At 63.4% G+C, this 17,345-nt stretch carries 17 protein-coding genes; 13 read left to right on the top strand and 4 right to left on the bottom strand.

Going from position 1 to position 17,345, the window contains the following annotated elements; translation table 11 throughout:
- Positions 1–93: 93 nt before the first annotated feature.
- The gene (metK, locus tag BXA07_RS01840; RefSeq protein ID WP_076565088.1) at positions 94–1,260 is read right to left on the bottom strand and encodes a methionine adenosyltransferase; all 1,167 of its coding nucleotides are present in this window, start codon (positions 1,258–1,260) and stop codon (positions 94–96) included.
- A gap of 188 nt (positions 1,261–1,448) precedes the next feature.
- On the opposite strand from metK, the gene BXA07_RS01835 reads away from it, so the two are divergent.
- From BXA07_RS01835 to dapF, 3 genes are read left to right on the top strand one after another with little or no spacing between them, the layout of a single operon-like run.
- A complete protein-coding gene (locus tag BXA07_RS01835; RefSeq protein ID WP_076565087.1) occupies positions 1,449–2,318 on the top strand; it encodes a lysophospholipid acyltransferase family protein in 870 nt (289 codons plus the stop codon).
- Entirely contained in the window at positions 2,315–3,190 is an 876-nt protein-coding gene (locus BXA07_RS01830; protein ID WP_076565085.1) for an LpxL/LpxP family acyltransferase, read from the top strand. Before BXA07_RS01835 ends, BXA07_RS01830 begins: the two co-directional genes overlap by 4 nt.
- Positions 3,191–3,201: 11 nt before the next feature.
- The gene (dapF, locus tag BXA07_RS01825; protein ID WP_076565083.1) at positions 3,202–4,065 is read left to right on the top strand and encodes a diaminopimelate epimerase; all 864 of its coding nucleotides are present in this window, start codon (positions 3,202–3,204) and stop codon (positions 4,063–4,065) included.
- An 11-nt stretch (positions 4,066–4,076) separates the two neighbouring features.
- On the opposite strand, the gene BXA07_RS01820 is transcribed toward dapF, so the two are convergent.
- Complete coding sequence (locus BXA07_RS01820; protein WP_076565081.1) at positions 4,077–5,582, bottom strand: tetratricopeptide repeat protein; 1,506 nt, start codon at positions 5,580–5,582, stop codon at positions 4,077–4,079.
- 84 nt (positions 5,583–5,666) lie between these two features.
- Here BXA07_RS01820 and BXA07_RS29910 point away from each other — a divergent pair, with 84 nt between their 5' ends.
- From BXA07_RS29910 to BXA07_RS01780, 9 genes are all read left to right on the top strand, one after another.
- The gene (locus tag BXA07_RS29910; RefSeq protein ID WP_139335399.1) at positions 5,667–5,912 is read left to right on the top strand and encodes a hypothetical protein; all 246 of its coding nucleotides are present in this window, start codon (positions 5,667–5,669) and stop codon (positions 5,910–5,912) included.
- An 84-nt stretch (positions 5,913–5,996) separates the two neighbouring features.
- Positions 5,997–7,073: a porin gene (locus tag BXA07_RS01815; RefSeq protein ID WP_076565080.1), complete on the top strand. Its 1,077-nt coding sequence runs from the start codon at positions 5,997–5,999 to the stop codon at positions 7,071–7,073.
- Positions 7,074–7,253: 180 nt separating this feature from the next.
- On the top strand, positions 7,254–7,931 hold the full coding sequence (locus tag BXA07_RS01810; protein WP_076565078.1) for a DUF484 family protein: 678 nt from the start codon (positions 7,254–7,256) through the stop codon (positions 7,929–7,931).
- Between the two features lie 7 nt (positions 7,932–7,938).
- Positions 7,939–8,886 (top strand): tyrosine recombinase XerC, encoded by a 948-nt coding sequence (locus BXA07_RS01805; protein ID WP_076565076.1) that lies wholly within the window; start codon positions 7,939–7,941, stop codon positions 8,884–8,886.
- Positions 8,887–9,012: 126 nt separating this feature from the next.
- Positions 9,013–10,095: a CobW family GTP-binding protein gene (locus tag BXA07_RS01800; protein WP_076565652.1), complete on the top strand. Its 1,083-nt coding sequence runs from the start codon at positions 9,013–9,015 to the stop codon at positions 10,093–10,095.
- 480 nt (positions 10,096–10,575) lie between these two features.
- The gene (gene dksA / locus BXA07_RS01795) at positions 10,576–11,028 is read left to right on the top strand and encodes an RNA polymerase-binding protein DksA (protein ID WP_076565074.1); all 453 of its coding nucleotides are present in this window, start codon (positions 10,576–10,578) and stop codon (positions 11,026–11,028) included.
- A gap of 219 nt (positions 11,029–11,247) precedes the next feature.
- Positions 11,248–11,784: an ATP-dependent protease subunit HslV gene (gene hslV / locus BXA07_RS01790; RefSeq protein WP_076565072.1), complete on the top strand. Its 537-nt coding sequence runs from the start codon at positions 11,248–11,250 to the stop codon at positions 11,782–11,784.
- Positions 11,785–11,824: 40 nt separating this feature from the next.
- Positions 11,825–13,177: an ATP-dependent protease ATPase subunit HslU gene (hslU, locus tag BXA07_RS01785; protein WP_076565650.1), complete on the top strand. Its 1,353-nt coding sequence runs from the start codon at positions 11,825–11,827 to the stop codon at positions 13,175–13,177.
- Positions 13,178–13,192: 15 nt separating this feature from the next.
- Positions 13,193–13,387, top strand: coding sequence for a hypothetical protein (locus tag BXA07_RS01780; RefSeq protein ID WP_076565067.1), 195 nt, complete (start codon positions 13,193–13,195; stop codon positions 13,385–13,387).
- Between the two features lie 150 nt (positions 13,388–13,537).
- Here the strand turns inward: BXA07_RS01780 and BXA07_RS01775 are convergent, their stop codons facing one another.
- Positions 13,538–14,140 (bottom strand): porin family protein, encoded by a 603-nt coding sequence (locus BXA07_RS01775; protein ID WP_076565065.1) that lies wholly within the window; start codon positions 14,138–14,140, stop codon positions 13,538–13,540.
- 167 nt (positions 14,141–14,307) lie between these two features.
- Between BXA07_RS01775 and BXA07_RS01770 the strand changes: the two genes are divergently transcribed.
- Positions 14,308–15,093: a helix-turn-helix domain-containing protein gene (locus tag BXA07_RS01770; RefSeq protein ID WP_076565064.1), complete on the top strand. Its 786-nt coding sequence runs from the start codon at positions 14,308–14,310 to the stop codon at positions 15,091–15,093.
- On the opposite strand, the gene BXA07_RS01765 is transcribed toward BXA07_RS01770, so the two are convergent.
- Positions 15,066–17,318 (bottom strand): patatin-like phospholipase family protein, encoded by a 2,253-nt coding sequence (locus BXA07_RS01765; protein WP_076565062.1) that lies wholly within the window; start codon positions 17,316–17,318, stop codon positions 15,066–15,068. The genes BXA07_RS01770 and BXA07_RS01765 overlap by 28 nt on opposite strands.
- Between the last annotated feature and the right edge of the window lie 27 nt (positions 17,319–17,345).

Below are 17,345 nucleotides of genomic sequence, written 5' to 3'. Positions count from 1 at the left end.
CAGCCTGTTCGGCATGCATTGCCAACTAACAACATATAAAAAAAGCGCCCGCAGCCTGGCGGCCGGGGCGCTTCTCTTGCACATCTGACCAGATTACTTCAGGCCGGCAGCGTCGCGCAGCAGGGCGACCTTGTCCGTGCGCTCCCACGTGAATTCCGGCTCTTCGCGGCCGAAGTGGCCGTAGGCGGCGCTCTTCTGGTAGATCGGGCGCAGCAGGTCCAGCATTTGCACGATGCCCTTCGGACGCAGGTCAAAGTGCGCCAGCACCAGCTTGGCGATTTCCGTATCGGGAATCACGCCCGTGCCTTCCGTGTAGACGGTGATGTTGATCGGCTTGGCCACGCCGATGGCGTAGCTGACCTGCACCTGGCATTGGCGCGCCAGGCCGGCCGCGACGATGTTTTTCGCCACGTAGCGGGCCGCATACGCTGCCGAACGGTCGACTTTCGACGGGTCCTTGCCCGAGAACGCGCCGCCGCCGTGCGGGGCCGCGCCGCCGTAGGTGTCGACGATGATCTTGCGCCCGGTCAAGCCGCAATCGCCTTGCGGACCGCCGATGACGAAACGGCCCGTCGGGTTGACGAGGAATTTGGTCTCGGTCAGCCATTCGCGCGGCAGGATGGGCTTGATGATTTCTTCAATGACCGCTTCTTCGATCTGCTTGTGCGAGATTTCCGGCGCATGCTGGGTCGACAGCACGACCGTGTGCACGCCGACGGGACGGCCATCGACGTAGCGCAGGGTCACTTGCGATTTCGCGTCCGGACGCAGCCATGGCAGACGGCCATCCTTGCGCAGCTGCGACTGGCGCTCGACCAGGCGGTGCGCGTAGTGGATGGCGGCAGGCATCAGCTCGGCCGTTTCATCGCAGGCATAGCCGAACATCAGGCCCTGATCGCCAGCGCCTTGATCCAGGTCAATGCCTGCGCCTTCATCGACGCCTTGCGCGATGTCCGGCGACTGCTTGTCGTAGGCCACCAGCACGGCGCAACCCTTGTAGTCGATGCCGTATTCCGTGTTGTCGTAGCCGATGCGTTTGATGGTCTCGCGCGCAACTTGAATATAATCCACATTGGCGTGCGTGGTAATTTCGCCAGCCAGCACCACCAGACCCGTGTTGCACAGGGTTTCGGCAGCCACGCGGGCGGCCGGATCCTGGGTCAGGATGGCGTCAAGGATGGCGTCGGAAATTTGATCGGCAACCTTGTCGGGATGGCCTTCCGAAACGGATTCGGAAGTAAAAAGATAGTCGTTTGACATTGCAAGCTCCTGATTACTATGTGAATGTTCTGTCGCAGTAAAGAGGATTTTGCCTGCGACGCTTTAGCGATATTTATATTCCGCTTCGCAAGTTGTCTATTAACTCAGCGGTTACTGCATACGTGGTATTTTACGCTTCTTAAAAAATTTTGGCACGGCAACACGCCATTCCTGGAAACAGCTCATTCATGTTAGTCCCAATTTTCCGCTTCTTATCCATCTTTCCCCTGCCGGTCTTGCATGGCCTGGGCGCTGCGCTCGGCTGGGTGATTTACGCCATTTCCCCGTCCTACCGGCGCCGCATGCGCGAGAACATGCAAGGTGCGGGGTTTTCGCAACACTTGCACACGGCCGTGGCCGAAGCGGGCAAGAGCGTGCTGGAACTGCCCTTCATCTGGTGCGCGCCGGCCGAGCGCGTGGCGCGCCATGCGACCGTGGAAAACTGGGAACTGGTGGAAAAAGCGCTGCAGCATGGCCGCGGCATTGTCTTCCTGACACCCCACCTGGGCTGCTTTGAAATCGTCGCCCAGCAGATCGCCCTGCGCACGCCGCTCACCGTGATGTACCGCCCGCCCAAGCGCGCCGCCCTGAAACCGCTGATCGAAGGCGCGCGCGCGCGCGAAAACCTGATGCTGGCGCCGGCCAATATGTCGGGCGTGCGCATCTTTGCCAAATGCCTGAAAAAAGGCCAGCCCATCGGCTTGCTGCCCGACCAGGTGCCGCAAGAGGGCGAAGGCGTGTGGGCCGATTTCTTCGGCCGTCCTGCCTACACCATGACCCTGCCCGCCAAGCTGGCGCAGATGGGCGGCGCCGAAGTCATCATTACCTACGCGGAACGCCTGCCGGGCGGACGCGGCTACATCGTGCATTTCGTGCCGTTCACCGCGTCCCTCGACGGCACCTCGGCCGAGCAGGCGCGCACCATCAATGCGGCCATGGAGCAATTGATCGCGCGCAGCCCGGCGCAATACCTGTGGAGCTACAACCGCTACAAGGTGCCGCGCGGCGCCCCGCCGCCTACGCCCGCCACGCCCGAAGCGGCCAGGGAGCAGGCATGAGACTGCTGATCGCCTTCATGTGGCTGCTGCACTGGCTGCCCTTGCCCATCCTCGGCCGCTTCGGCGTGGCCGTCGGCAGCCTGCTGTTCATCGCCATGCCCACGCGGCGCAAGATCGCCCTGACGAATCTGCGCCTGTGCATGCCGGAACTGACGGAAAAGCAACGATCAGCCCTGGCGCGCCAGCATTTCCAGGCCTACTCGCGCAGCGTGTGGGAACGCAGCATCCTGTGGTGGTCGTCGGAAGCGCGATTGAACCGCCTGATCAAAAAGGTGCCCGCCTTCCCGGGCCAGCAGATCGCCGCCAAGCCCACCATTTTGCTGTGCCCGCACTTTGTCTGCCTCGACGTGGCCGGTGCCGCCACGGCCATGGAAATTTCCGCCTCGTCCATGTACGTGCAGCAAAAGAACGCCGCCTTCGACCAGGCCCTGCGCAACGGCCGTTCGCGCTTCAAGCCGCCCAAGCTGTTTACGCGCCAGGACGGCATCAAGACGATTTTGCGCGCCCTGCGCGACGGCTTGCCGTACTTTATGCTGCCGGACATGGATTTCGGCGAAAAGGATGCGGAATTCGTGCCCTTCTTCGGCGTGCCGGCCGCCACCCTGACGGCCACGGCGCGCCTGGCGCTGGCTGCCAAGGCGCAGGTCATTCCCGTCATCGCCACCTTCTTGCCCAATTACCAGGGCTGGCAAGTGACCTATTATCCGGCGTGGGACGATTATCCGGGCGACGACATCACGGCAGCCACGCGGCGCATGAACGAATTCATCGAGGAACGCGTGCGCGAAGCGCCGGCCGAGTATTTCTGGACGCATAAACGCTTCAAGACGCGTCCGGAAGGCGAAGCATCGTTCTACAACCAGCACAAGTGATACGGCAGACCATGAAACTTCAATTTACCAAAATGCATGGCGCAGGCAACGACTTCATCGTCATCGACGCCATCAATCAGGACATCGCCTTCACGCCGGCCCAGTGGCAGCGCCTGGCCGACCGCCGTTTCGGCATCGGCGCCGACCAGATTCTCGTGGTGGAAAAACCGCGCCTGCCTGACTGCGACTTCCGCTACCGCATCTACAACAACGACGGCGGCGAAGTGGAGCAGTGCGGCAACGGCGCGCGCGCCTTCGTCAAGTTCGTCAGCGAAAAAGGCTTATCAAGCAAGAACAGCATCCGCGTGGAAACCATGGCCGGCATCATCGCGCCGCGCCTGGAAGCCGACGGCAGCATCACGGTCGACATGGGCGCGCCCGTGCTCGACCCCGCGCTGGTGCCGTTCGAGGCCAGCGGCCTGGCTGGCGTGGCGCAGGGAAATGACACCGTGTGGCCGCTGGACCTGGCGCTGCCGGGCGACCAGGCCTCCGTGCTGGTGTCCGTCGTGTCGATGGGCAACCCGCATGCCGTGCAAGTGGTCGACGATGTCGATGCGCAAGACCTGGACGCGTCGGGCCCGCTGATCGAGCATCATCCGCGCTTTCCACGCCGGGTCAACGCCGGCTACATGCAGATCATCGACCGCCATCACGTGAAACTGCGCGTGTTTGAGCGGGGCGCGGGCGAAACCCTCGCTTGCGGCACGGGCGCCTGCGCCGCCGCCGTGGCCGGCATCCGCCGTGGCTTGCTGGACTCGCCCGTGCGCATCAGCGCGCGCGGCGGCGAACTGTCGATCGCCTGGCAAGGCCCGGGCCAGCCGGTCCTGATGACGGGCCCGGCCGTAACCGTGTTCGAAGGCACGATCGAGCTGTAAGCAGGCGAAAGTCAGGCTGCCAGGAACTGCTGCTCCTGCGTGACACCGAGATCGCTCAGATAGCACTTCAGGCGATACAGGCGTTGCCGGTAATTGCCTTCCGGCCCGGTCACGCCGCAATCGACGCGCTCGAACACGCGCACCACCTGGTCGAGCAGCTGGCGCTCCTGCGCCGTGCGGATCAGCGCCAGGCGCCGCTTGCCGCGGCCATGCGTGGCACTGATATCGATCAACAGGCAATGGCCCTGGTCGGCCCCATGCACGTCCAGCAGCAATGCCTCGGCGCGCGACAGGTGAAACCAGCGCGCCAGTTCCAGCCGCGCCGCCAGCAAGGGTTGATTCTGCTCCAGCTGGCGCAGCGGCGATCCGGCTTGCAGCGCCGCCCACTGTCCCCAGTCTCCCGGCTCGCCGCGCGGCGCTATGCGCGCCAGCGCCGCCTCCGCTTCAGCGCTGCCTTGCGCCTGTGCCTGCAGCAGCCAGTAGGCGGCGCGCACGTCGCTGTTGACGCTTTCGCGCCGGTTGCGCCACGCGTGCATGCCGCATTCGAGCTGCGCCGGAGCATGGCCCAGGTCGGCAGCACGTTCCAGGCAGGAATGGGCTTCGACCACGTTACGCTGGGAAAATTCCGGTTTCGTATAGATGCGCGACAGCACGAACCACGCTTCGGCCAGGCCCTGTTCGCCCGCCTGCGTCAGCCAGCGGACTGCCCGCTTGAAATTGGCGGCGCCATTGCGCGTGGCCAGGCGCTGCCCATGCGCATCCATGCGCGCATAGCCAAGGCCCAGCTCCAGCTGCGCCGTGCGGTCGCCGCCATGCGCGGCCAGTTCGCAACACTGCCAGCCCTCGGCGTCGCCACCGGGCGCCAGCACCTGGGCGCAACGCGACAGCAGTAACACTTGCTGCGCATCAAGAGCAATGGTGCGCGCGCCGGAGGCTGCCTGGCGCTGCAGCAATTCGCGCGCCAGCGGCAAACCCTGCGCCAGGAAGGCCACGTGGTCGCCTGTACTCCATGCCCGTTCCAGCCCCGCATGCAAAAAGGCATCCGCGTCGTTTCCGTACTCCACGGCATGACTGATGACCGGCACAGCGTCGCCGACGCCGCCATCGTGCATGGAGAGCAGCCATTGTGCGTCGGGCAATCCGGCGCGTACGGCCGCGTCCAGGGCCAGACGCGCCTTGGCCCGCAGGATTTCGCAGGTCGTGCTGGCCGCATTGCCCAGCACCAGCTGCGCCAGCACCAGGCCCGCCTGCACCAGGCCCGCATCGAACGCCTGCTCGTAGTACGGGATCAGCACCTTGGCTGCCGGTTGCGCCAGCTCGAACGGCACATGCGTGCCGATCAGCATGCAAGCTTCCTGGCTGTCCTCCTGTGCCGCGCGCGTCAGCCAGTGCAAGGCAGTCGGCAAGCTGCGCGGCACGCCCTGTCCGAACAGGTACAGCCGTCCCAGCGCCAGCTGGCAGGCCACATCACCCGCACGCGCCCCCTTGATCAATCCTAATGTTTCGCGATTTGCCATCGATTCTCGATATTGAGTCAATGATTCTAATAATTGTGAAGTGTCTCCGGCCCATCGATGCAAGCCGTCCCTTAGTGTACCGTCATGGCGCGCAAAATCCGTCAAAGCCGGCGCAAGAACTTGATTCAACGCAACAATGCCATGGCGCCGGCAAGCCAATATGCGCTTGTGACCGATGCGCCAGCAAGGAAAGACGGTGACCGTTGGCGTTCCGGCCGCAGAAATCACGCGTTACAAAAATACAACAGGGGCATGCAGTTAAGCCGCTTTTCACCAATCTTTTCACGCATATTTGACCAATCCCACACGTCTTGCGTGCCGACGAATTAAGGTTCATTCATCGAAACGCGGCAGTTGGCGCCTTTCAATCTGCTCGGATCTCGGACGGAACTCACTTTTAATAGGGAATAAGACATGAAAAAATCACTCGTTGCCCTCGCTCTCTTCGGCGCCTTCGCCGCAACCGCACAAGCACAGTCGTCCGTTCAGATCTACGGCACGATCGATGCAGGCCTGGCCAAAGCATCGAATGCGACCACCTCCGTCACCAAACGCGACAACAACAAGCTGGGTTTCAAGGGCACGGAAGATCTGGGCAATGGCTTGAAAGCTATTTTCCAACTGGAAATTCGCTATGAATCCGATACGGGTACCTTGGAAAGCAACTCCCGTCCGCTGTTCCAGGGTCAAAGCCGCGTCGGCCTGCAAGGCAACTTCGGTACCTTGCGCCTGGGCCGTGGCCTGACCGCGTTCCAGGAATCGAGCACCGCGTTCGAACCATGGTCGGGCATGCCTACGCCAGCTGGTTTCCAGACCGACATCACCGTCGCCGGCTACACCAGTGATCCGCTGAGCGCGGATGGCAACTCGCGTAACCGCTTCTCGAACGCCGTGTTCTACAATTCGCCAGTCATCAGCGGCTTCCAGTTCAACGCCACCGTGGCCGCCAAGGAAGCAAACAACAATGCCGTGGTCCCAGCGCGTGCGCCGGGCAACGCATTTACGTTTGCCTCGGGTAACTACGGCGTGGCAGCAAACGTTGCGCCAGCGTCGAATCCATACTCGATCTCGGCTACCTATAACAACGAGCAGTTCGCCGCCATGGCCGCTTACGAACGCAATGGCCTGCAAGCCAAGCTGTGGTCGGTGGCAGCGTCGTTCAATCCGCTCAAGGAATTGAAACTGATGGCGTCGTACCAGCATCAGGACGATGGCAACTTCAAGATCATCAACACCGATACCAAGGCTTGGCTGATCGGCGCCAACTACGATGTCGGCCCAGGCAAGATCCGCGCTGGCTACGGTCAGAAAACACCAGATGGCGTCGTCAAAACCAAGCAAGCATCGCTGGGCTATGACTACAATCTGTCGAAACGCACCTACCTCTACGCGGATATTTCGAACAAGAAAGCCGCAGTTGCCAACAGCATCAACTACACCGTTGCGAAAAGCGTCAACTACATCGGCGTCGGCGTACACCACAACTTCTAATGCCCCGCACGTCACCCGCCATGGGTGATTGCTGAGCAAGGAATGCAAGGCGGCATGGGTAACCATGCCGCTTTTTTCATGGGCGCGCGGAAAATGTACAAGCGCAACGCCCTTTGCGCCTGTGCCGCCGCACTCTCGGTTAGAATTAAGCGTTCACCCTTCTCTCTTCTGAAACTATCAATGACCGCCACTCTCGATTCCAGCACCGTCGCCCAGTATCTGAGCGAGCACCCGAATTTCTTCGAAGAGCATACTGCGCTGCTCGGCGAGGTCAAGCTCAGCAGTCCGCTGACGGGGCGCACCATCTCGCTGCAGGAACGGCAGATGGAAGTGATGCGCGACAAATACAAGGCGCTGGAGCTGCGCATGTCCAATCTGAGCCGCCTGGCCACGGAAAACGGCGACATCGCCAGCAAATTCCACGGCTGGAACCAGGCCATGCTGCAAGTGCGCAACGATGCCGCCATGCCGCGCGTGCTCGTCGATGCCTTGCAAAGCAATTTCGACGTGCCTTACGTCAGCCTGCGCCTGTGGCAAGTCTTGCCGGAGCACGCCAACGGCTGGTTCACGGAAGATGTCACGGCCGACGTGCGCATGTTCGCCAACAGCCTGCAAGCGCCGTACTGCGGCAGCAACCGCGATTTCGAAGCCGTGCACTGGCTGCAGGCGGATAAAATCGAATCGACCGTCATGATCGCCCTGCGCGCGCCGAACACCACGGGCACCTTCGGCCTGCTCGTGCTCGGCTCGCCCGACAGCGAACGGTTTACCGCCAGCATGGGCACCGACTTCCTCGTGCATATCGGCGCCACGGCCAGCGCCGCCCTGGCCGCGCTGCGCGCCGGCACGCCGGCCTGAGGTCGCCATGCATGCGGCGCGCGCCAAGGCCGAGTGGCTCGACGCCTACCTGGCGCAACTGGCCACGCAGCGCAAGCTGTCGCCGCACACGCTGGACGCCTACGGGCGCGACCTGCGCGAATTGCTGGCACTGAGCGCCGATACGCCGTGGACGGCGCTGGCGCACAACGAAGTGCGCCGCTACACGGCCAAGCTGCATGCCGGCGGCCTGGACCCGCGCTCGATCGCCCGCAAGCTGTCATCGTGGCGCGGTTTTTTCAACTGGCTCAGCGGCGAAACGGCGCTCGACGCCAACCCCGTCGACGGCATCCGTGCCCCCAAGCGGGCCAAGACCTTGCCGAAAGCCCTGTCGGTGGACGACGCCGTGCGCCTCGTGGCGCCCGCGCAACACCAGCACGGTGGCGCCGAGCCGGAGCAGCTGTGCAACCGCGCCATGTTCGAACTGCTGTATTCGAGCGGCTTGCGCGTGTCCGAACTGACCAGCCTGGACACCCATTACTGCAAGGCCGAGAACGGCCAGCCCGCCTCGCTGGGCTGGCTCGACATGGCCAGCTTCGAAGTCGTCGTCACGGGCAAGGGCAGCAAGATGCGCAAAGTGCCCGTCGGCAAGGCCGCCCTCGTGGCCTTGAGCACCTGGCTGGCCGTGCGCCCGCCGGCAAACGATGGCAGCGCCGCCTTGTTTTTAAGCACGCGCGGCACGCGCATCTCGCCCCGCGTGCTGCAGCTGCGCCTGAAGGCGCATGCGCTGGCGACGGAGATTCCCGCGAATGTGCACCCGCACGTGCTGCGCCACTCGTTTGCCTCGCACGTACTGCAATCGTCGGGCGACCTGCGCGCCGTGCAGGAAATGCTGGGCCACTCCAGCATCACCTCGACCCAGGTCTACACGGCCCTCGATTTCCAGCACCTGGCCCACGTCTACGACCAGGCCCACCCGCGCGCCAAGGCCAGGTAATCGAAACGGCCTGATCCAAATCAAGCGATTCGGCGTACATTTGCAAGCATTTGAGAAATTCCGGCATAATCGTCCGGATTCGCCCGCTTGCGCGGCGGCACCACCGATTACAGCATAGGCATTCTCATGGCAATGATACCCACCACCATCCTCACCGGTTTCCTCGGCGCGGGCAAAACCACCTTGCTCAACCGCATACTGCAGGAAGACCATGGCATGCGCATCGCCGTGATCGAAAACGAGTTTGGCCAGGAGAACATCGACAATGAAATCCTGGTGCAGGATAGCAACGAGCACATCATCGAGATGAACAACGGTTGCATCTGCTGCACCGTGCGCGGCGACCTGATCGTGGGCTTGTCGGAACTGGCGCGCAAGCGCGACGCCGGCCTGATCGCGTTTGACCGCGTCGTCATCGAAACGACGGGACTGGCCAATCCCGGCCCCGTGGCGCAAACCTTCTTTGTCGACGAAGAAGTGGGCAGCCACTACATGCTTGACGCCATCATCACGGTGGTCGACGCCCGCCATGCCATGAAGCAACTCGACGAATACGAGGAAGCCCAGCGGCAAGTGGGCTTTGCCGACAAGCTGCTGCTGTCGAAGACCGACCTCGTCAGTGAAGACGACGTGGCCGCGCTGACGCGCCGTTTGAAACGCATCAATCCGCGCGCGCCCATCGCCAGGGCCGATTTCGGCCGCGCGCCGCTGGCCGAGGTGCTCGACATCCGCGGCTTCAACCTGAATGAAAAGCTGGAACTGGACCCGGATTTCCTGGTGACGGAGACGGCGCACGTGCATGATCATGATCATGCGCACGCAGATGAGCACGCTCACGAACACACGCATGAACATACTGCGGCCTGCGCCACCGACTGCGGCCATGCCGACCACCACCATGCACAGCACAGCGACGATATCGCCGCCTTTGTATTCAAGAGTACGCAGCCGTTTGACAGCGCCAAGCTCGACGAGTTCCTCGGCGGCCTGGTGCAAGTGTATGGCCCGCGCATGCTGCGCTACAAGGGCGTGCTGCTGATGCAGGGCGCCGAGCGCAAGGTGGTCTTCCAGGGCGTGCACCAGCTGATGGGCAGCGACCTGGGCGCCAAATGGGGTGAAAACGAGGTACGCGGCAGCAAAATGGTATTTATTGGCAAAAATCTACCAAAAGACATTTTTATTCGCGGACTCGAACAATGTTTGGTATAAACTAGCCGGGTTTTGCAAAATACCCGTTGCAAAGCAGAAACAAAAGGGAAAGTTAAGCACGCTTTCCCGCTGCCCGACGACAATCTTGCTGACATAAACCAACAAGTGGCCAACTCTGATCGGCCAGTCAACAAATCGGGATGGCAATATAAGGCAAAGCGTGCCAAAATCAGCGACGAAAACGGCCCATGTCGTTCGCCTGTCATGAAATGCTGGCAAACTGCCGCTGGCCGCATGCCAGGCATGCAACCGATCCACCCAACACGCAGGTCGACGCAACGAGCGCGACTGGCATATAGCGGTAAAAAGTTATCAACATGGCAAAAATAGCCGGCCGGTAGTCCTGGCCTCCGCCGGCAAGCCAAGGTCGCACGCAGTACAGCGGGACAGCAATGCCAAGCGGAACCTGTACAGTTGCTCGGCGCCGCCGCATCAACTGATCAATTTGAAAACTCTGTCGTATCGAAGGTAAGCGAAGTTATGACCAAAACTAATAAATCGACCCCGGCCGCCAACCAAGACATCCCTCTCATCAGCGAAGAGCAAATTCGCGCCATGAGCGAAGATGACTACATGAATCCGGCACAACTGGCATTCTTCAAGGCACGCCTGCAGCAGCTCGAAAAAGACCTGCTGAAAAACGCCGGCGAAACCACGGAACACTTGCGTGAAACCGTGCTCGTACCGGACCCTGCCGACCGCGCCACCATCGAGGAAGAGCATGCGCTGGAACTGCGCACGCGCGACCGCGAGCGCAAATTGCTGAAGAAAGTACAGCAATCGATCGCCAGCATCGACGCCGGCGACTATGGCTGGTGTGAAGAAACGGGCGAGCCTATCGGCATCCCGCGCCTGATCGCCCGTCCAACCGCCACCCTGTCGCTGGAAGCCCAGCAACGGCGCGAACTGAAGCAAAAGCTGTACGGCGACTGATCGCCCTCCCCTTGCGCGGCCGCCCCGGCGGCCCGCGATGGCGAAAAAAAGCACTCAACCAGCGTTGCGTGCTTTTTTTTCGCCCCGCGCCGACTACACTGAAGCAGGCGCGGCAGCGGCAAGTGCCGCTTGCAATTGCCTTTTCCATCCCCACTTTTGAGCCATGGGCGCGCAGGCGCATGACGCTGCACGCATCGGCACGAATCTTTTGAGGTCACTATGGAACAATTTCACGGCACCACCATCCTCTGCGTCCGGCGCGGCAAGCAAGTCGCCCTGGGCGGCGATGGACAAGTAACGCTGGGCAACATCGTCATGAAGGGCACGGCCCGCAAGGTGCGCAAGTTGTACCAAGGCAAGGTCCTGGTCGGCTTTGCCGGCGGCACGGCCGACGCCTTCACCCTGCTCGACCGCTTTGAAGGCAAGCTGGAAAAACACCAGGGCAACCTGCTGCGCGCCTCCGTGGAACTGGCCAAGGACTGGCGCACCGACCGCGTGCTGCGCCGCCTGGAAGCGATGCTGCTGGTGGCCGACAGCGAGTCGACCCTGGTCATCACGGGCAATGGCGACGTGCTGGAACCGGAAGACGGCATCGGCGCCATCGGCTCGGGCGGCACCTACGCCCAGTCGGCCGCCAAGGCGCTGCAGGAAAACACGGACTTGTCGCCGGCCGAGGTGGTCAGGAAATCGCTGACCATCGCCGCCGAGCTGTGCATTTATACCAACATGTCGCACATCATCGAGACCTTGGACTAAGCGTCCCCCGAGTACAGAATACAGAAAGCCACCTATGATCATGAACATGACCCCGTCGGAAATCGTCACCGAACTCGACAAACACGTGGTGGGCCAGGCCAAGGCCAAGCGCGCCGTCGCCATCGCCCTGCGCAACCGCTGGCGCCGCCAGCAGGTGGCCGAGCCCCTGCGCCATGAAATCACGCCAAAAAACATCCTCATGATCGGCCCCACGGGCGTCGGCAAGACGGAAATCGCGCGCCGCCTGGCCAAGCTGGCCGAAGCGCCGTTCATCAAGATCGAAGCGACCAAGTTCACGGAAGTGGGCTATGTGGGGCGCGACGTCGACACCATCATCCGCGACCTGATCGACATCGGCATCAAGCAGACGCGCGCGCTGGAAATGAAGAAAGTGCGCGCACGCGCCGAAGACGCGGCCGAAGACCGCATCATCGACATCCTCGTGCCGCCGGCGCGCGACTTCGGCTTCACGCCGAATACGCCGGCGGCCGTGGACACGGGCAGCGGCGACAGCACGCGCCAGACCTTCCGCAAGCGCCTGCGCCAGGGCGAGCTCGATGACAAGGAAATCGAGCTGGAACTGGCCGAAGCGGGCCCGCAGATGGAAATCATGGCGCCGCCGGGCATGGAAGAAATGACGGAACAGATCAAGTCCATGTTTTCGGGCGTGGGCGGGCAGCGCAAGAAGGCGCGCAAGGTCAAGATCAAGGAAGCCTTAAAGCTGCTGGTCGAGGAGGAAGCGGCCAAGCTGGTCAACGAAGACGAGCTGAAACAGAAGGCCATCCAGAACGTCGAGCAGAACGGCATCGTCTTCCTCGACGAGATCGACAAGATCGCCTCGCGTTCGGAGTCCGGCGGCGCCGACGTCTCGCGCGCAGGCGTGCAGCGCGACCTGCTGCCGCTGGTCGAAGGCACGACCGTCAACACCAAGTACGGCATGATACGCACGGACCACATCCTGTTCATCGCCTCGGGCGCCTTCCACCTGGCCAAGCCGTCGGACCTGATTCCGGAACTGCAGGGGCGCTTCCCCATCCGCGTGGAACTGGAATCGCTGTCGATCTCGGACTTCGAGCGCATTCTGACGAGTACCGACGCCTGCCTGACGATGCAGTACGAAGCCCTGCTGGCGACGGAAAACCTGACCCTGAAATTCGCCCCCGAAGGCATCACGCGCCTGGCGGAAATCGCCTACTCGGTCAACGAACGCACGGAAAACATCGGCGCGCGCCGGCTGCACACGGTGATGGAAAAACTGCTGGAGGAAGTGTCGTTTACGGCCAGCGAAGGCAGCAGCAGCACGGAAAATGTGCTGGTAATCGATGCCGCCTACGTCAACGAACGCCTGGAAGCGTTGTCGGTCAACGAAGACCTGTCGCGCTACGTGCTGTAAGCAAGGAGGGGACCGATGGCAAACAAGGCATTGGCGACGCGGCAGAAAATGCAGTTCCGCGTCGAACCCTCGCAAAAACCGCGCAACCCCGTCGCCGCCGCTGCCCTGCAGCGCGCGGCCGGGGCGCACGTAAAAACCGTGTCCGGCCAGCGCCAGCAGGAAAAACGCCTGCTGGCGAAACTGCTGTTGAAGGTTGACGTCAAAGACTGATCGGCAAATGTCCATGGCAAGGCGCATGGACGAAGACAGTATGAGCAATACGGCGAGGCCGTGCAACGCCGCCATGGGCATTTCAGGCCGCCCGCGGACACCCCGTTCCGGGGCGTCCGCCATCAAGCCATCGTCTGCTGAACGTCCCCCTTAGAAACGGTAGGACGCGCCCAGCGAAAACATGTCGACCTTGCCCGTCTGCCGGGTGCTGTACTTGACCGGCACGCGGTCCCAGTCGAGGTGCAGCGACCAGTTCTTGTTCAGCGCGTAGGCCGCGCCGATACCGTAGGTCAGGCCGATCTTGTCCTTCTTGTCCGAACCACCGCCCAGATAATCGACCTTGCCCTGCGTGTAAGCCACGCCGGCGCGGCCGCTCAGGGTAAAGGCGTCGAACTGGTAGCCGAGCACGCCCTGCATGCCGAGGCCCGTGAATTTGCCGCGGCCAGCGCGCTTGTCGAAGCCGGACTTGACCTCTCCCCCCAGATACCCCACCAGCTCAATCGAAGGCAGGGCCACGCCGCCCTGAAACGGCAGCGCGTCGAAACTGTAGCCCACGTAGGCCTTGCCGCTGCGCTTGCTGCTTTTGTCGCAATCGCCTTGTCCTGGCACGCAATCGAGGTCGGTGCTGGCGCGAAAACCGTAGCTGGCGCCCATATACACGGGGCTCGGCGCCGGATCGGCCGCCACGGCGTGCAAGGGAGCGATGCTGGCCAGCGCCAGCAGCACTGCGGGAAAACGGAAAGATGGGAACATGGATAACCTCTACAAGTGGATGGATTGCCTGGTTGTAGCGCGCTGCGCGAGCCACAAGCGGGAGTGTCATCTTTTTTGCCACAAAGTACTATCACCTTGTGCAAAGTGCCATTCGGGGCTACATTCGGTACCGTCATCCGCTACCAAACTTGTAAAAAGGAACTATCGTGAGTTCACCTGAACTGGTTTTGCGCGTGCTGCGCACCCAATTGCGCGCCGCCGGCATCACCTACAAAGTGCTGGCCGAGCGCATCGCCATGAGCGAATCGAGCGTCAAGCGCATGTTTGGCCAGCACGACATGTCGCTGTCGCGCCTGGCCCTGATCTGCAAGGCTTCCGGCATCGCCATGGAAGACGTGCTGCGCGGCGCGGCCGACATCACGCCGCACGCCGACACGCTCACGCTGGTGCAGGAAAAGTCGCTGGTGGCGCATCCGCGCCTGCTGCTGGTGGCGATCTGCTGCCTGGGGCACTGGAGCCTGGAACAGGTGGTGGAAACGTATGCGCTGACGCAGGCCGAATGCATAGTCTGCCTGGCCGAGCTGGACCGCCTGGGATTGATCGAGCTCAAGCCGCTGAACCGCTACAGCCTGCGCGTCTCGAACGCCTTCCACTGGCTGGCCGACGGTCCCGTGCAGCAGTACTTCCGCGAACACGTGGTCGCCGATTACTTCAGCGGGCATTTCGACGGCGCCGGCGAAACGCTGATGTGCATCCCGGCGCGTTTATCGCTGTCGAGCGCCCAGGAGCTGGTGCAGAAGATCCGCCAGCTGGCCGAGGAACTGGCGCGGCTGCACCACAACGACCGCCGCCTGGCACCCGCCGAGCGCGACGGCTTTACCCTGCTGCTGGGCTTCCGTTCATGGGAATTTGCCGCCTTCACGGCCCTGCGCCGCAACACGGCGCCCGCCGCCCCGGCGGTGCCCTACCAGACCGGTCCCAGGAACAGGTAGAGCGTGCTCTCGCCGCCCTTCGACGCGCCCGACGCCACGTACACGGGGCCGAAGCGCGTATCGACGGAAATGAAGGCGCTGCTGGCCTGCGTGAACTTGGTCGCTTTCCAGCGCTCGCTCTGATCGAAGCCGCCGCCCATTTCCAGTGAAAAGCCGGCCCGCACGGCACCGCCCAGGGTGCTGGGCAGGGAACCGATGCGGCGCGCCATCACGAAGCGCGCCAGCGCCACGCTGCGCCCCGTCACCGACTCGAACTGCGTGCCGGACAGGCGCAGGAAGCCGCCCAGGCTGAGCGGCGCCTCGCCCCGCTGCGCGCGCGCCCATTCGCCATACACGTGGCCGGCCCAGTTACCGCTGCCAAACGCCTTCAGGCCCGTGATGGCGGAACGCCCCAGGCCCGACTCGCCCGTCCCGGTGGTCGCGGAGCGCGTCCAGGTGGCATCGAACAGCACGCCGCGCGTGGGGAAACCGGGCGAATCGAGCGTATCGACACGGAACTGGACGAACTGGTTGGTGCCCAGCGCCCGCTCCTCGGGCAAAGACGGATCGGCGGGAATGCTGACACCGGCCTTGACTTCGCTGCGGCTGACGCCGAACTGCAGGTCGCCCCAGAAACCGAACTGGCGCCCCAGCACCAGGCTGGCGCCCTGGCCGCTGTAGGCGACGCGCGCGCTGCGCCGGCCCTTGTCGAACAGGTCGACCGCCTGGGAGCTGTACTGGAGCGAGGGCGCGATGTACCACGGATTGCCGGCGCCCAGCGGCTGCCAGTACTGCACGCCAAAGTTACGCGTGGTGCCGATCTGCACCATGCTGCGCAATTCGCCGCCCCAGCTGTTCAGATTCGAGCGCACGTGCAGCAGCTTCAGGGCAAAGGTGTTGCTGTCCCTGAAATCGCTGGCTATTTCCAGGCCCACGCGCAGGCGGCTGCTGGCCCATGGCGCTTCGACCGCCTTGATGCTGACGGCGCGCTGGTCGCCGGCGTCGACCACTTCCGTCTCCACGCGCGCCACGTCGCCGCGCCCATACAGCTTGGCGGCCGCCTTGAGCACGTCTTCCTGGCTGACGGCCTGCCCTTCGACCAGCCCCGATTGCGCCTGCAGGATGCGCGGATTGATGTCGCCTTCGCTCTCCACGGCCAGGCGCGTGAGCGGCAGGGCCACGTCCAGCAGGGCCGGCGCGGCCAGGCGCAGCTGCTCGCGCGCCGCGTACTGTTCCGGCGGCAGGGCCAGCGGCGCCAGGCGCGCGGCCAATGCCTGCGCCGCCTGCTCGCCGGCGCGCATGGCGCGCGCATAGTTTTCAAAGTCGAGGAAGCTGACGCCCGTCAGGTCGGGCGCCACCAGGATGTCCTGCGGCTGCAATTCCTTGAGCGAGCGCTGCACGTTCTGCTCCGTGAGAATCTGCAGCATCTGCTGCGCCACGCCGATGGCGCTGCCCAGCTCTTTTTCCGGCGCCAGCGGCGTGCCCACGTTGACGGCGATGATGATGTCGGCGCCCATGGCGCGCGCCATGTCGACGGGCAGGTTGCGCACCAGGCCCCCGTCGACCACCAGGCGGTTGTTCACGCGCACGGGGGCGAACACGCCGGGCACGGCCAGCGAGGCGCGCATCGACAGGAACAGGGGCGTGTCGACCAGTTCCACCAGCTCGCCATTGACCAGGTCCGACGCCACCGAGCGGAAAGGCAGCGGCAGCTGGCTGGCGGGGCGGTCGCGCATGCCGGCCGGGAGCAGCCGGTTCAGGGCCATTTCCAGCGCCGCATTGCTGGCCGCCGCCGGCGGCGTGGAAATGCCGTTGCGGCTGGTGCCGAACTCGATGCGCGACGGCAGCAATAAATCTTCCTCGCGGCGGCGGAACGCCAGTTCGTCGCGCGGCGGCCGGTCGGCCACCACGCGCGCCCAATTCGTCTCGCGCGCCATCTTTTCCAGGTCCGCCACGGAAGCGCCGGCCGCATACGCGCCGCCCACCACGCCGCCCATGCTGGTGCCCACCACCATGTCGATCGGCACGTGCAGCTCCTGCAGCACTTTCAGGACGCCGATATGCGCGAGACCGCGCGCCCCGCCGCCCGACAGCACGAGGGCGATGCGCGGGCGTGCAGGCGCAGGAAGGGCCTGGGCGGAAATGGAGGTGGCGGTGGCAGCGGGTACGTCAGCGGCGGCGCCGGCTTGCGGCAAGGCGCACAGCGCCGCCACGCAGCCCGCCAGGACGGCACGGATCGAGAACATGAAGACTCCTGTGGCGATGGCGGCACG

The organism is Janthinobacterium sp. TND4EL3 (assembly GCF_900156175.1).
Classification (GTDB): domain Bacteria; phylum Pseudomonadota; class Gammaproteobacteria; order Burkholderiales; family Burkholderiaceae_D; genus Janthinobacterium.
Note: the sequence above shows the minus strand (reverse complement) of the source record. Positions and strands in the feature narration are given on the sequence as shown.